We start from the raw sequence: 13,776 nt of genomic DNA, 5'->3' as shown, positions 1-13,776 counted from the left end.
CGCACGCAGCGATCTCGCGATTTGAAAAGGCGGCCTTTGAGGCCGCCTTTTTGTTTGCCCAGTCGGCCCGGCGACGTATCCATCCGTCAAGTTCAGCAGCGAGCGGCGCCACATACTTCACTGTCGTCCCGGCGAAAGCCGGGCCCATACTCCGCAGCGGATGTTGTGGGCGTGACTCGTCATTCCACCAACGCGCAACGATGACCATTGGTTGTTATGGGTCCCGGCTTTCGCCGGGACGACATCGAATGTGTTGCTTCGCTATTCCCCCATCTCGGGCAATACCGCGTTGCTTGGCGTCTGGCGGTCGGTGATCTGCAGGCCGAACAGGCTGCCGATCAATTCGACCGCGATGCGCGCGGTGCGGCCGCGCTCGTCGAGGAAGGGATTGAGCTCGACGATGTCGAGCGAGCGCACCAGTCCGGAATCGTGCAGCAACTCCATGATCAGATGCGCCTCGCGATAGGTCGCGCCGCCGGGCACCGTGGTGCCGACGCCCGGAGCCACTTCCGGATCGAGGAAGTCGACATCGAACGAGACATGCAGCACGCCATTCTTGGCCCGCACGCGCTCGATCACGCGACGGGTGAGCACGGCGACGCCGAACTCGTCGATCTGGCGCATGTCAGCGATCGAGATGTTCCGCTGCCGCAGCAATTTGCGCTCCAGCGGATCGACCGAACGCGTGCCGATGAAGTCGAGCTGTTCGGGCGGTATCGAGGCGCGCGGCAGCCCGCCGAGCAGATTGTCGAGCCCGTCCTCGCCGCAGAGGAAGGCCGCCGACATGCCGTGCATGTTGCCGGTGATGGTGGTGGCCGGAGTGTTGTAGTCGGTATGCGCGTCGACCCACAGCGCAAACAGCGGCCGGCCCTTCTCCTGCCAGTAGCGCGCGACGCCGTTGATCGATCCCATCGACAGTGAGTGATCGCCGCCCATGAAAATCGGGATCGCGCCGGAATGCGCCAGCCAGTACGCGCGCTCCGAGAGCGCGCGGGTCCAGGTCTTCACCTCGTCGTAGAATTTGGTGTTGTCAGGCACGGGGCCGTCGGCGACGACGGCCGGGATCGTCAGATTGCCGTGGTCGTCAACGTGGAAGTCCAGCTGCTCGAGCAGCCGCGCGATCCCCGCCGTCCGTAACGCGTCCGGTCCCATCAGTGGGCCGGGCTGCGACGCGCCGATCTCGATGGGAACGCCGAGCAGCGCGATGCGCGAGGGTCTGGAATCGTCGGCTTCGGACATGCGGCAATGCTCCCCAAGGGCGTGGAACAGAAGCGACGCGCTAATGTTCCCTCAACCCTTGAAATAGGCAATCCGATCCTAGCAGACCAATGTGGATATTTGCCTACGCCCGGATTTGACGCGCCCTTCACGCGAACCGGCGCCCACTTCGCTCGAAAACGCTACGCCTTGAAATAGGCGATCTGCGTCGTGGTGGCGAGCAGGCGGCCGGAGGGCGACCACAACTCACCGTGCTGGTCGCCATAGCTCTTGTGGAAGATCTTGGCGTCGGCCACGGCGAGCACGCAGGTGGTGTCCTCCGCGTCGAGATCGGCGGCATCGACGTGGAAATAGGTCGTCAGCGACACCGTGCCGAACGGCACCAGTTCGTGCCGCGCGTGGAAGACGCGGCCGAAGAAAGCGTCCGACATCGACATCAGCGACAGCGCATCGACCCTGCGCGGTGTGCGGTCGGCGATCCAGAGCTTTGAATAGGGGCTTGATGGCTCCTTCGCGGCGCCGCCGCCGAGCTTCGGCTCGCCCTCGACGAAGCGGAAGTCGTACTGGTTGGCCCAGGTCATCTTGAGTTTGGGATACGAGCGGAGCTGCTCGAACGGTGTGGCGCCGGGGAATGCGGCCGGCTGGTGCGACCATGACGGGCGGCGTTCGGCGAACACGGCGGTCGCGAGCGTCGCGACCTCGCCGCCACCCTGCGTCATCTCGACCGACCAGTGCTGGCTCGAGCGGTTGGCCTTCACCAGGCGGACGTCGAGATCGAACGTACCTTCGGCGACCGGTGCGCAGTAATTGACGGTGAGCGCCAGCGGATCACCCGCGCGCTGCGGATGCTGCATCAGCGCCCGCAGGATGGTCGCGGCGGTGCAGCCGCCGAACGGCCCAACGAACGCCCAGTAATCCGGGCTGGTCCGTCCCTGCCAGCGGCTGTCGCCGGCGGTCACGGCAGTGGCTTCGTCAAAGAGGTGCGGGGTCTTGGTGAGCATGTTCTCTTCTGTCATTGCGAGCGAAGCGAAGCAATCCAAAGCCGCAAAGCAAATCTGGATTGCTTCGTCGCGGAGTTCATCATCGGGCCGGCCAAGGGCCGGACCCGTTGGCTCCTCGCAACGACGCTCTCGTCCGGACAAGCAGTAGCCCAGCAACCGCGCCGAATTCAATGACGTCAGACGTAATGGATTTCCGCGTCCCGGGATTACGCCTTCGCCTCGCGCTGGGTGCCGATCAATGGCGGCGCGGACGGGTTGACCGGCACGTGCCAGATATCCTCGGCATATTCGCGGATGGTGCGGTCGGAGGAAAACCACGCCATGCGCGCGACGTTGAGGATCGAGGCGCGCGCCCACGCCGGGATCACCTGCCAGCGCGCGTCGATGCCGCGTTGCGCCTCGTAGTAGGAATCGAAATCGGCGGAGACCATGTAGTGGTCGAGATAGCGCAGCGCGTGCCCGATCGAGGCGAAGCGGGCGGCATCGCCGGGCGAGAACTCGCCGCTCTCGACCGCGCGGATCGCGCGCTCGAGCCGCGGCGATTTGCGGATCACGTCGCTGGCGTCCAGTCCTTGCTTGCGGCGGACCATGACGTCGCCGGCCTCCAGGCCGAAGATCGCGATGTTCTCAGGCCCGACCACATCGCGGATCTCGATATTGGCGCCGTCGAGTGTGCCGATCGTCAGCGCGCCGTTGAGCGCGAGCTTCATGTTGCCGGTGCCGGAGGCCTCCATGCCGGCGGTCGAGATCTGTTCGGACAGATCGGCGGCGGGGATGATCACCTCGGCGAGGCTGACATTGTAGTCCGCGAGGAACGCGACCTTCAGCCTGCCGCCGAGCGACGCGTCATTGTTGACGATGTCGGCGACGTCGTTGATCAGCTTGATGATCAGCTTGGCGTAGCGGTAGCTCGCCGCCGCCTTGCCCGCGAAGATCTTCACGCGCGGCACCCAGTCGCGCTGCGGTTCGTCCTTCATCGCGTGATACAGCGCGATCGTTTCCAGGATGTTGAGCAGCTGCCGCTTGTATTCGTGGATACGCTTGATCTGCACGTCGAACAGCGCCGACGGGTCGAGCTTGATGTTGTTGCGCTCGTTGACCAGCCGCGCCAGCGCCAGCTTGTTGTGATGCTTGACGTCGCGGAAGCGCTTCTGGAATTCGAGATCGCTCGAGTGCGCCTCGAGCCGCTCGAGCAGCGAGAAGTCGTCGAGCACGGCCTCGCCGCAGGTCTCGCGCAGCAGCCCGGTCAGCCGCGGATTGGCCAGCATCAGCCAGCGGCGGAAGGTGATGCCGTTGGTCTTGTTGGTGATGCGTTGCGGATAGAGATGATGCAGATCGTGGAACACGGTCTCCTTCATCAGGTCGGAATGCATCGCCGAGACGCCGTTGATGCGGTGCGAACCGACAAAGGCGAGCTGGCCCATTCGCACGCGGCGGCCGCTTCTCTCGTCGATCAGCGACACCGAGGCGCGATATTCGATATCGCCGGGGAAACGCTCCTCGGCGAGCGCGAGATGGGCCACATTGATGCGGTAGATGATCTCGAGATGCCGCGGCAGCAGCCGCTCGAACAATTCGACCGGCCAGGTCTCGAGCGCCTCCGGCAGCAGGGTGTGGTTGGTGTAGGACAGGGTCGCGACCGTGATCTTCCAGGCCTCGTCCCAGCGGAAATTGTGCAGGTCGACCAGGATGCGCATCAGTTCGGTGACGGCAAGGCTCGGATGGGTGTCGTTGAGCTGCACCGCCGCCTTCTGCGCGAGATTGCGCAGTCCGCCGTCGGAGGCGACATGCCGGTTCACGAGATCCTGCAGCGAGGCCGAGACGAAGAAATATTCCTGGCGCAGCCGGAGCTCGCGGCCCGCCGCGCTCTCGTCGTTCGGATAGAGGAATTTGCAGATCGCTTCCGCGCGCGCCTGCTCGGCGCTGGCCGAGACGTAGTCGCCGGTGTTGAAGACGTCGAGCTTGAGCGGGTCGGGCGCATGCGCCGACCACAGCCGGAGCGCGTTGACGTGCTGGCCACGCCAGCCGACGATCGGCGTGTCGTAGGCCATCGCCTCGACGGTTTCCGCGGGATGCCAGCTGGCGCGATCGCGGCCTTGCTCGTCGACATGTTCGACATGACCGCCGAAATGGATGTTGTAGACCACCTCCGGCCGCTGGAATTCCCAGGGATTGCCGAAGGCAAGCCATTCGTCGGGGTATTCCTGCTGCCAGCCCTGGTTGATGATCTGGCGGAACAGGCCGAAATCGTAGCGGATGCCGTAGCCGGTCGCGGGGATCGCGAGCGTTGCCATGCTCTCCATGAAGCACGCGGCGAGACGGCCCAGGCCGCCATTGCCGAGCGCGGCATCCGGCTCGCATTTGCGCAGATCCGAGAGATCGACGCCGAGATCGCCGAGCGCCGCCTCGAACAGCGGCAGCAGCCCCATATTGTTCAGCGCGTCGGTGAACAGGCGGCCGATCAGGAACTCGAGCGAGAGATAATAGACGCGCTTGGCGCCGGCGTCGTAGCTCTGCTTCTCGGCGGTGAGCCAGCGATGCACGATGCGGTCGCGCAGCGCCAGCGCGGCGGCCTTGTACCAGTCGCGCCTGGTCGCCACGTTGGCGTCCTTGCTGATCGCAAGCCGGAGCTTGGCCAGAATCGCGCTCTTGATTTCGGCCAGCGCCAGTTCGTCGATCGGCTGGTTCAATGCCGGGTAGTTTGTTTGTTCCTGCAACGCGCCAATCCCTGCCGTTCAGACTTTCCAGATCACGCTGCGACGGGTCGCATCATGGTCTCATTACCTCTGCTTGAGCATGAAACAGGTTCACTTTCCGATCATGCCTGAGCGCAATGATACGCGGGTTGCGCGGCAATCGAAACCGTCGCGAGCGTGTCATACACCGCGCTGCCCTGATTTTATGCAAGGACCGGGCCGACTTTCGAGCATTCGGACCTGCCATCACTGGTGTTACGATCGGTTCCGAAGGCCGAGATTTACGACACCCTTAGCGGAGGATGCGTGATGAAGCTATTGATCGAGATCGCAGCCGCGGCATTGCTCGTGATCTGTATCACCGCCACCAGCGCCGCTTACGCAGCAGGCAAAACGGGCCGCAGCGCCGACGGCACGAGCTGCAGCTTCAGCGTCGCGCCGAGCGCCACCCCGGCCGCCCGCTGCGCGGCGATCAAGCGGCAATGCGGCGGCAAGTTCTATGCGAATGCGTGTGGCGACAAGCTGCTGTCGGCTGCGCGCTGAGACATCCGCGCGAGTAGCAAAGTGCTTCGATCATTCGCGCATGGTTGCCGGTTCAATGCGTGCGCCGTTAGGTGCATCTGCGTGCTCACCGGGAACACCGTGGTGATACGGATTTCCAGAACTTAAGGAGTCCTTTACAAACACAGCTGTCGCTCGTGGGGCGGGCACATTTTTTAGCTCCGACGCATTTCATTCCGAAGCAATTATTTCAACGGGCCGCTGACATTGTCAGCGGCCCAAATTGCTTTGGGGCTAGCTTCTTTGGCGACCGCGCTTTCGTGCCGCGGCGGCGGTTCCTGCAATTCGTCGCCCCGGCGCGGGCCGGGGCCCATAACCACAGGCGTCAGAGAAGATGAGATAGATCGCTCCACTCTGGATTGTCCTGCTCGATCAGACGAATCTTCCAATCGCGTCGCCATTCCTTCAGCGCCTTTTCCCGTGCAATCGCCTCCTGTGGTAAAGCGTAGATTTCTACGTAAACCAGTCGCGTGACGCCGTACTTCTTGACGAACCGCGAGCCGCGTCCGGAACGATGCAGCGTTAGCCGATTTCGAAGATCGTTGGTGACGCCGATGTAAAGCGTTCCGTGGCGGCGGCTTGCGAGTATGTAAACGTAGTAGGCTGGAGCATTCATCTCGGAGCGCCGATCGCGTAGATGTCCGATAAGCGGTGGTTATGGGCCCCGGCCTTCGCCGGGGCGACGTTTGATGAACAAGAACGAATTAAGAACACTTTAGCAAGTCTTTGATATATCATTGTGATTCGGTGCAGGCGCCGACACAACATCTATGGTCTCTCAGTCTCCGCGGGGGCTACATGTCCACTATCGCCTTTGATCAGTTCGCTCTCACCCGCATCGCCGATTTCGCGCGCTCGCTGTCGCGGCTGCATCTGGCCTCGCGGCGCCAATGGGTCGACGACGACCAGCTCGACCGCGAGTTCAATGCGGTCTGCATGTCGATCTGGGGCTACACCACGGACGATTTCAGCGACGATCTGTTCTCGCTCGAGGATCACGCTTGGCTTGATTCGCTCGACGAGGCCCATGCGCGCATCTTCGCCGCCGAGCAGGGCTACGATCTCGTCGACGATCAGGGGATGCTGACGGACTGGTGGGGCTATTGCTGGATGATCCTCGCCGAGAAGCGCGGGATCCTCAATCCGGAGAACCGCGCCGCCGCGCGCGCGGCGATCGAGGACAAATATCTGGCCGCGCCGAACGTGATCGGCGTCATCGTCGGGCGTTAGTTCACATCGGCCCGCTTGGCGGGCTTTGGTGCCGTGGTTTTCGGCGTCACCGCGGCCGGCGCTGCGGGCGCGCCATCACGGCCGGTTTCCGGATGCGGCGCGTCGCTGGCAGCATCTGCGCTGGCTGGCGCCACCTTCATCTCGCCGAGCCGAGTGCGGACCGCAGCCGTCAGGCCCGGATAGGAGGCGACCGGCGTGAAGTCGAGCGCCTGGTCGTTGCCGACGCGGATGCCGGTATAGGCGACGAGGCCGTCGGTGGTAGCGACCACGTCGCCGGCACGCAACGAGGCGTCGAGGGTGAGGTCAACAGGCGCGAGACCGGCCGGATCGCGGCCGTTGCAGGTGCAGTCGGCGCGCAGCGCCTTGCGATAGGCGTAGGCGTTCTCGCTGTCGGCGTAGCGCTCGCCCGTGTTCGACGAGGCGCTGTCGATATTGCCGCCGTAGAAGACCTTGGTCGCGGTTGCCGGGCAGAAGGCCTGGCAGAGCTGCGCCGGCGTGGCGTTGCCGCGCATGGTCAGCGGAAAATACTTGCCGTCGCAGCTGCGCACGCAGAACGCCGGCCCCGATCCGGCGACGCGCGGTGCCGACACAGGCGCGGGCGGCCGTTCAGCCTGCTGGTTGAGGCCGAATGGATCGAAGAAGTTGCCTTGCGGCGAGGCCTGACGCGACGGCTGCTTTTGCGCGCCGCCGAAGAAGAAGTCGAGCAGGCCCTCGGCCGATACCGGGGCGGGCACGCAAATGCCGACGCCCGCCAGCGTGACGGCGAGAAGCATCAGGCGACGCTGCATGCGTCGATTGGTCCATCCTGTACGCAACGCTCGCTCCACCCGACAGAAGGTGCCGCGGCGATCGCTGCCCCGGCACGATTCACCCTAGTGTCGGATGGTAAACGAGCAATTGATTGCGGTGAATCTACGGAGGACGAGCAAGCGGCTGGTTCCATTCGTTATGGCCGGGCCAAGCCCGGTGGAGCTCAGTCCTTCAGGAACTCGCCGGCCGTGTACAGCGCGCGAAACGGCAGCCCGGCCTCTGCAAAGGTCTCGGTCGCGCCTTCCTCGCGGTCGACCATGGTGAAGACCAGCGCGATCTCGCCGCCGGCCTCGCGCACGGCTTCCGCCGCCTTCAGCGCCGAACCGCCGGTCGTGGTGACGTCCTCGACGATCACGATACGCTTGCCCACGAGCGTCTCGCCCTTGGCGAGCCCTTCCACCGACAGCCGCGCGCCGTGCTCCTTCGGCTTCTTGCGTACGAAGAAGGCCGCGATCGGGTGGCCCTTCAGCCAGGACAGCTGCGCGATGGCGCCCGCGAGCGGCACCGCGCCCATCTCCAGGCCGCCGACGAAATCGAGCCTGTCGTCCTTCAGTGATTCATAGGTGAGCTCGGCGAGCAGCGCTGCGCCCTCGGGATCAAGCATCGTCGGTTTCAGGTTGAAATAGAAGTCGCTCTTGCGGCCCGACGCCAAGGTGATTTCGCCACGACCGAACGAACGCTTGCGGATGATCTCGGCGAGGCGGGCGCGGGAGGCTGATTTGGACAAGGCTTTTTCCCTTGGGGGTTCGAGGCGGCGGCAATCTATCGGCGCTTCCCCGCACATTCCAGCGCGGAAATGAGGCCGTCAACAGTGCCTGTGCCGCGATTTCGATGGGCGCGCCTGCGAACGGCACGGGTTGTCCCGTTCTCCGGTTCCCCCTAAAGCAAGCGCCGAGCATTTGCGAGGGAAGCGGAAATGACCATCGAGCTGCACACCTGGAACACGCCGAACGGCCGCAAGATCTCCGTGGCGCTGGAGGAGATGGGCCTGCCCTACAAGGTCGTCCCGGTGAACATCACCAAGGGCGAGCAGATGGCGCCTGCCTTCCTCGAAATCAGCCCGAACAACAAGATCCCGGCCATTGTCGATCCCGACGGCCCCGGCGGCAAGCGCGTCAGCATCTTCGAATCAGGCGCGATCCTGCTCTATCTCGGCGAGAAGACCGGCAAATTCCTGCCGAAGCCGCTCGCGGAGCGCATTCCGGTCTATGAATGGCTGATGTGGCAGATGGGCGGTTTCGGCCCGATGCCGGGCCAGGTGCACCATTTCATCGCGCTGGAGAACGAGCAGGACCGCGCCTACGGCCTGAAGCGCTACATGGCCGAGACGCGGCGGCTCTATGACGTGCTGGATCGCCGGCTTGCCGGCCGCGAATTCGTTGCCGGCGACCTCTCGATTGCCGATTTCGCGATCCTCGGCTGGGCCTGGCGCCATCCGCGCCACAAGGTGGACCTGGCCGACTTCCCCAACGTCAAGCGCTGGTACGACGCCCTGATGGCCCGCCCCGCGACCAAGCGAGGCATGGAGGCGAAGCTGGATTGAGGGGGTGTCATTGCGGGGCTTGACCCGGCAATCCATCCTGCTTTGCAAAACCCCTTCAGTGTCTGCTTGCGCAGACGATGGATGCGCGGGTCAAGCCCGCGCATGACAAGTTGGGGTCACGCCCTTCGCGCCTCGAGCGCCATCTTCACCGCCAATCCCGTCAGCACCGTGCCCATCAGCCAGCGCTGTACCAGCAGCCAGGTCGGGCGGGTGCCGAGGAATACTGCGATCGAACCGGCGGCGAGCGCGATCATCGCATTCACGCTGACGCTGATCACGATCTGGATCGAGCCGAGCGCGAGCGACTGCGTCAGCACGCTGCCGCCGGCGGGGTCGATGAACTGCGGCAGCAGCGCGAGATACAGCATCGCGATCTTCGGGTTGAGCAGGTTGGTGACGAGGCCCATCGCAAACAGCTTGCGCGGGCCGTCGACCTTCAACGTCTTGACCTGGAACGGCGAGCGGCCGCCGGGCTTCAGCGCCTGCCATGCGAGCCAGAGCAGATAGGCCGCGCCGGCAAAGCGCAGCGCGTCATAGGCGTAGGGGATCGCGAACAGCAGCGCGGTGATGCCGAACGCCGCGCACAGCAGGTAGAACACGAAGCCGAGCGCCACGCCGCCGAGCGAGATGATGCCGGCCGCGGGTCCCTGCGTGATCGAACGCGAAATCAGGTAGATCATGTTCGGCCCCGGCGTCAGCACCATGCCAAGGCTCACGAGTGCAAAGCCGAGCAAAGCGGATGTGTGGGGCATGACGGGTCTCGCGAGGGGATGTACGCACTTCTAGCGTGTGCTCTGCGGCGAAGCCATGCTGGAATTGCTCTCGGAGCAATTATCTCGGTTGGCCGGTCGTGACCGCAAACCAGACCGCTATGCCGACCAGCGCGAGTGCAAACGCTGCACGAATGGGCCTGCGGTTGTTGGCGACGTCGATGGTTGATTGCAACGCACCGGCGAGCGTCACGATCACCGCATGAATCAGCGTCGCGATCGCGACATAGAGCAGGCTCAGCACCAGCGTCTGCGATACGACGGAGCCGGCGTCCGGGCGGACGAACTCGGGCAGTATGGTGAGATAGAAGACCGCGGCCTTGGGATTGAGCAGGTTGGTGATCAGGCCACGCCGGAAGGCGGGCCATGGCCGCTCGCTGTCGCTGCCTCTGTCGGAAGCGCCGTCTGTCTGGCCCGACCAGGCCTCCCAAGCGAGCCACAGAAGATAAAGCACGCCGCCCCAGCGCAGCAGGCCATAGAGCAGCGGCGAGCTCTCGATCACTGCAGCCAGGCCGAGCGCTGCGATCACGCCGTAGGTCATCAGACCGAGTGCGATGCCGCCGACTGCGGCGAACCCCGCGCGCGTGCCGCTCGAGAGCGACAACGCGGCGAGGTAGGTCATGTTGGGGCCGGGCGTGATCTCAATGACGAATGAGGTCAATGCAAAGGCGAGAAGCGGATGAATGTCAGCCAAGGGCGCCACCCTGACCAAGCGCCCGATTGAAGCGCGCGCCGCGCTTCAATGCGCCTCGTCCCAGTTGGTCGCCGCGCGCGCGTCGACCTGCAGCGGCAGCGAGAGAATCACCGCCGGGAAAGGCGCGTCCTGCATCACTTTCTGCACCACCGGCAGCGTCGCCGCGACCTCGTCGTCGGGCACCTCGAAGATCAGTTCGTCGTGCACCTGCAGCAGCATCTGCGCCGACAGTTTCTTCTCCGCAAGCGCGTCCTCCATCCGGATCATGGCGCGGCGGATGATGTCGGCCGCAGTGCCCTGCAGGCGGGCGTTGATCGAGGCGCGCTCATTAAAGGCGCGCACCGACGCGTTGGAGGCCTTGATGTCGGGGTAGTACATTTTTCGGCCAAACAGTGTGGTGACGTAGCCGTTCCTGCGACAGGAATCCTTGGTCTCGTCCATGTAGGCACGGATGCCCGGGAAGCGCTCGAAGTATTTCTTGATGTAGGCGGAGGCTTCCTCGCGGGCGATGCCGAGCTGGTTGGCGAGCCCGAAGGCCGAGATGCCGTAGATGATGCCGAAATTGATCGCCTTGGCACGGCGGCGCACTTCGCTCGGCATGTCCTTGATCGGCACACCGAACATTTCGGACGCGGTCATCGCGTGAATGTCGAGGCCGTCGCGGAATGCCTGACGCAGCACCGGAACGTCGGCGATTTCGGCGAGCAGCCGCAATTCGATCTGCGAATAGTCCGCCGACACCAGCTTGTGGCCGGGCGTGGCGATAAAGGCGCGGCGGATCTTGCGGCCGTCCTCGGTGCGAACCGGGATGTTCTGCAAGTTCGGCTCGTTCGACGACAGCCGTCCTGTCGTCGTCGCGGCCAGCGCGTAGGTGGTGTGCACGCGGTGGGTCTGCGGGTTGACGTAGTTCGGCAGCGCGTCGGTGTAGGTCGATTTCAGCTTCGAGACCTGCCGCCATTCCAGGATCTTCTTCGGGAATTCGTGGCCCTGCTCGGCGAGTTCGTCGAGCACCTGCGCGGTGGTCGACCATGCGCCGGTCTTGGTTTTGCTGCCGCCGGGCAATCCCATCTTGCCGAAGATGATATCGCCGATCTGCTTGGGGCTGCCGACATTGACCGGCTCGCCCGCGATCTCCTGAATCTCGGCCTCGACGCGCGCGGCGGTCTGGGCGAAATCCCCTGACAGCCGCGACAGCACCTGGCGGTCGATCGAGATGCCGCGCCGCTCCATCCGCGCCAGCACGGACACCAGCGGCCGCTCCAGCGTCTCGTAGACGCTCAGCATCCGCTCGGCGATCAGGCGGGGTTTCAGCACCTGCCACAGGCGCAGGGTCACGTCGGCGCTTTCGGCCGAATACTCCGCGGCTTTGTCGATCGCGATCTGATCGAAGGTCAGCTTGCCCTTGCCGCTGCCGACCAGGCCGCCATAGTTGACCACGGCATGGCCAAACCAGCGCTCGGCCAGCGACTCGGGCGCGTGCGAGCCGCGTCCGGCGTCGAGCGTGTAGGACATCAGCTGCGCATCGTCGATGTTGCGCAAGATGATGCCGTGTTGCGCGAGCAGCACCGCGGTGAACTTGACGTTGAAGCCGACCTTCTGGATGCCGGCCGATTCCAGCAGGGGTTTCAGTGCGTCCAGCGCCTCCGCGGCCTTGAGCTGGCCCGGCGCGAGACCGGCGTCGAACAGGCCCGCGCCGCCGCCGGGCTGCTTGTGGCCAAGCGGCACATAGCAGGCCTCGTTGGGCGCCAGCGCCAGTGCCAGCCCGGAGAGCTCGGCCTGCATCGGGTCGATCGAATCGGACATCGCTTCGATCGCGAAATGGCCAACGTCATGCACGCGCGCGACGAAGGTCTGCAACTGGTCGAGCGTGCCGATCGCCTGGTAGGCCTTGCGATCGAACGCGATCTTGCGGATCGCCTCGCCGAGGGTTTCTGCGAGCGCGGCCGGCGTGCCCTTGAGGCTGGAGGCCTTGTCGTCCCGGGCGCCGGTCGGCTTAGTGCGCTCCTTCGTCGTCGAGGGCGCGGCGGCGTGTCCCGATCCGGGCTCTGGCTTCACGTCGGAAGGCGGCAGCGGCGAGAACACGCTCGCGCCGCTCTTGTTGCCGGGATCGGGCTCGACATCGGCGGGATCGATCTGCGAATAGTCGGCGACGCGGCGAGTGAGGGTGGAGAACTCCATCGCCTTGAGGAAGGCGATCAGCTTGCGGGCGTCGGGTTCGTGCACCGTGAGGTCGTCGAGCGGCACGTCGAGCTCGACCTTGTCGTCGAGCAGCACGAGCTGGCGCGAAATCCTCGCTTTCTCGGCGTTCTCCAGCAGCGCCTCTCGCCGCTTCGGCTGTTTGATCTCGGTAGCGCGGAACAGCAGCTGGTCGAGGTCGCCATATTCGATGATGAGCTGAGCCGCGGTCTTGACGCCGATGCCGGGCACGCCGGGCACGTTGTCGGTGGAATCGCCCGCCAGCGCCTGCACCTCGACCACCTTCTCAGGCGGCACGCCGAATTTCTCGATCACCTCTTCACGGCCGATGCGGCGGTCCTTCATCGTGTCGTACATCGTGATCTTGTCGTTCACGAGCTGCATCAGGTCCTTGTCGGACGACACGATGGTCGTGGTCGCGCCGCGCTCGCTGGCCTGCCGAGCATAGGTCGCGATCAAATCGTCGGCCTCGAATCCGATCTGCTCGAGGCAGGGCAGGTCGAAGGCGCGCACCGCCTCGCGGATCAGCGCGAATTGCGGGATCAGGTCGTCGGGGGCCGGCGGCCGGTGCGCCTTGTAGTCGGGATAGAGCTTGTTGCGGAAGGTGATCTCCGACTTGTCGAACACGATCGCCAGATGGGTCGGCCGGTTGTCCTCCGGCATGTCGCGCAACAGCTTCCACAGCATGTTGCAGAAGCCGAGCACGGCATTGACCTGCAGCCCGTCGGACTTGCGGTTCAGCGGCGGCAGCGCGTGATAAGCGCGGAAGATGTAGGACGAGCCGTCGACCAGGAAGACGTGGTCGCCCTTCGCCGTGGCCATGGCGGCAACGGGCTTTGCGGCGGTCTTCGATGCGGGCTTGGCGGGGGTCTTCGAGGCTGTTTTCGGCATGGCCGAAATTTAGGGATTTTTGCGCGAAATGACAGCCTCGCCGTCATAGAATCCGCTCTTGCCACACAACCAAAATCGTCGTCCCGGCGAAAGCCGGGACCCATAACCACAGGAGGGGGTTGTCAGAAGGTCGTCATGCCGCTTGCCTCTTGCGACCGCCGCGGCG

At 64.5% G+C, this 13,776-nt stretch carries 12 protein-coding genes; 3 read left to right on the top strand and 9 right to left on the bottom strand.

Annotated elements, in window-relative coordinates; all coding sequences use genetic code 11:
• Positions 1-261 precede the first annotated feature (261 nt).
• From rocF to AS156_RS09485, 3 genes are all read right to left on the bottom strand, one after another.
• Positions 262-1,239, bottom strand: a complete 978-nt coding sequence (gene rocF, locus AS156_RS09495; RefSeq protein WP_066503108.1) for an arginase — start codon at positions 1,237-1,239, stop codon at positions 262-264.
• Between the two features lie 161 nt (positions 1,240-1,400).
• On the bottom strand, positions 1,401-2,219 hold the full coding sequence (locus AS156_RS09490; RefSeq protein ID WP_066503189.1) for an acyl-CoA thioesterase: 819 nt from the start codon (positions 2,217-2,219) through the stop codon (positions 1,401-1,403).
• A 206-nt stretch (positions 2,220-2,425) separates the two neighbouring features.
• Positions 2,426-4,945 carry a glycogen/starch/alpha-glucan phosphorylase gene (locus AS156_RS09485; protein ID WP_136626103.1) on the bottom strand — a complete coding sequence of 840 codons (2,520 nt, stop codon included), beginning with the start codon at positions 4,943-4,945 and terminating at the stop codon, positions 2,426-2,428.
• Between the two features lie 279 nt (positions 4,946-5,224).
• Here AS156_RS09485 and AS156_RS09480 point away from each other — a divergent pair, with 279 nt between their 5' ends.
• The gene (locus tag AS156_RS09480; RefSeq protein WP_066503096.1) at positions 5,225-5,458 is read left to right on the top strand and encodes a hypothetical protein; all 234 of its coding nucleotides are present in this window, start codon (positions 5,225-5,227) and stop codon (positions 5,456-5,458) included.
• A 343-nt stretch (positions 5,459-5,801) separates the two neighbouring features.
• On the opposite strand, the gene AS156_RS09475 is transcribed toward AS156_RS09480, so the two are convergent.
• On the bottom strand, positions 5,802-6,092 hold the full coding sequence (locus AS156_RS09475) for a GIY-YIG nuclease family protein (protein ID WP_066503094.1): 291 nt from the start codon (positions 6,090-6,092) through the stop codon (positions 5,802-5,804).
• A gap of 182 nt (positions 6,093-6,274) precedes the next feature.
• Here AS156_RS09475 and AS156_RS09470 point away from each other — a divergent pair, with 182 nt between their 5' ends.
• Positions 6,275-6,706, top strand: a complete 432-nt coding sequence (locus AS156_RS09470) for a hypothetical protein (RefSeq protein WP_066503091.1) — start codon at positions 6,275-6,277, stop codon at positions 6,704-6,706.
• On the opposite strand, the gene AS156_RS09465 is transcribed toward AS156_RS09470, so the two are convergent.
• On the bottom strand, positions 6,703-7,494 hold the full coding sequence (locus tag AS156_RS09465; protein WP_066503089.1) for a DUF2865 domain-containing protein: 792 nt from the start codon (positions 7,492-7,494) through the stop codon (positions 6,703-6,705). The genes AS156_RS09470 and AS156_RS09465 overlap by 4 nt on opposite strands.
• Positions 7,495-7,679: 185 nt before the next feature.
• Positions 7,680-8,243, bottom strand: a complete 564-nt coding sequence (pyrE, locus tag AS156_RS09460; RefSeq protein WP_066503086.1) for an orotate phosphoribosyltransferase — start codon at positions 8,241-8,243, stop codon at positions 7,680-7,682.
• A gap of 189 nt (positions 8,244-8,432) precedes the next feature.
• Between pyrE and AS156_RS09455 the strand changes: the two genes are divergently transcribed.
• Positions 8,433-9,059, top strand: a complete 627-nt coding sequence (locus AS156_RS09455) for a glutathione S-transferase family protein (RefSeq protein WP_066503084.1) — start codon at positions 8,433-8,435, stop codon at positions 9,057-9,059.
• Positions 9,060-9,175: 116 nt separating this feature from the next.
• Here AS156_RS09455 and AS156_RS09450 read toward each other — a convergent pair whose 3' ends face one another.
• From AS156_RS09450 to polA, 3 genes are all read right to left on the bottom strand, one after another.
• Entirely contained in the window at positions 9,176-9,811 is a 636-nt protein-coding gene (locus tag AS156_RS09450) for a LysE family translocator (RefSeq protein ID WP_066503083.1), read from the bottom strand.
• Between the two features lie 79 nt (positions 9,812-9,890).
• Complete coding sequence (locus AS156_RS09445; protein ID WP_245312662.1) at positions 9,891-10,523, bottom strand: LysE family translocator; 633 nt, start codon at positions 10,521-10,523, stop codon at positions 9,891-9,893.
• A gap of 45 nt (positions 10,524-10,568) precedes the next feature.
• Positions 10,569-13,610, bottom strand: coding sequence for a DNA polymerase I (polA, locus tag AS156_RS09440; RefSeq protein ID WP_066503080.1), 3,042 nt, complete (start codon positions 13,608-13,610; stop codon positions 10,569-10,571).
• Positions 13,611-13,776: the final 166 nt, after the last annotated feature.

Source organism: Bradyrhizobium macuxiense (assembly GCF_001542415.1).
Lineage (GTDB): Bacteria > Pseudomonadota > Alphaproteobacteria > Rhizobiales > Xanthobacteraceae > Bradyrhizobium > Bradyrhizobium macuxiense.
The sequence above is the reverse complement of the archived record's forward strand: the minus strand, read 5'-3'. Positions and strand labels throughout refer to the sequence as shown.

What these genes read in the sequence shown, in the direction of transcription:
- polA (WP_066503080.1), bottom strand. Translation starts at nt 13,610, where the DNA reads ATGCCGAAAACAGCCTCGAAGACCCCCGCCAAGCCCGCATCGAAGACC.
- AS156_RS09470 (WP_066503091.1), top strand. Translation starts at nt 6,275, where the DNA reads ATGTCCACTATCGCCTTTGATCAGTTCGCTCTCACCCGCATCGCCGAT.
- AS156_RS09475 (WP_066503094.1), bottom strand. Translation starts at nt 6,092, where the DNA reads ATGAATGCTCCAGCCTACTACGTTTACATACTCGCAAGCCGCCGCCAC.
- AS156_RS09465 (WP_066503089.1), bottom strand. Translation starts at nt 7,494, where the DNA reads ATGCAGCGTCGCCTGATGCTTCTCGCCGTCACGCTGGCGGGCGTCGGC.
- AS156_RS09450 (WP_066503083.1), bottom strand. Translation starts at nt 9,811, where the DNA reads ATGCCCCACACATCCGCTTTGCTCGGCTTTGCACTCGTGAGCCTTGGC.
- AS156_RS09455 (WP_066503084.1), top strand. Translation starts at nt 8,433, where the DNA reads ATGACCATCGAGCTGCACACCTGGAACACGCCGAACGGCCGCAAGATC.
- rocF (WP_066503108.1), bottom strand. Translation starts at nt 1,239, where the DNA reads ATGTCCGAAGCCGACGATTCCAGACCCTCGCGCATCGCGCTGCTCGGC.
- AS156_RS09480 (WP_066503096.1), top strand. Translation starts at nt 5,225, where the DNA reads ATGAAGCTATTGATCGAGATCGCAGCCGCGGCATTGCTCGTGATCTGT.
- AS156_RS09490 (WP_066503189.1), bottom strand. Translation starts at nt 2,219, where the DNA reads ATGCTCACCAAGACCCCGCACCTCTTTGACGAAGCCACTGCCGTGACC.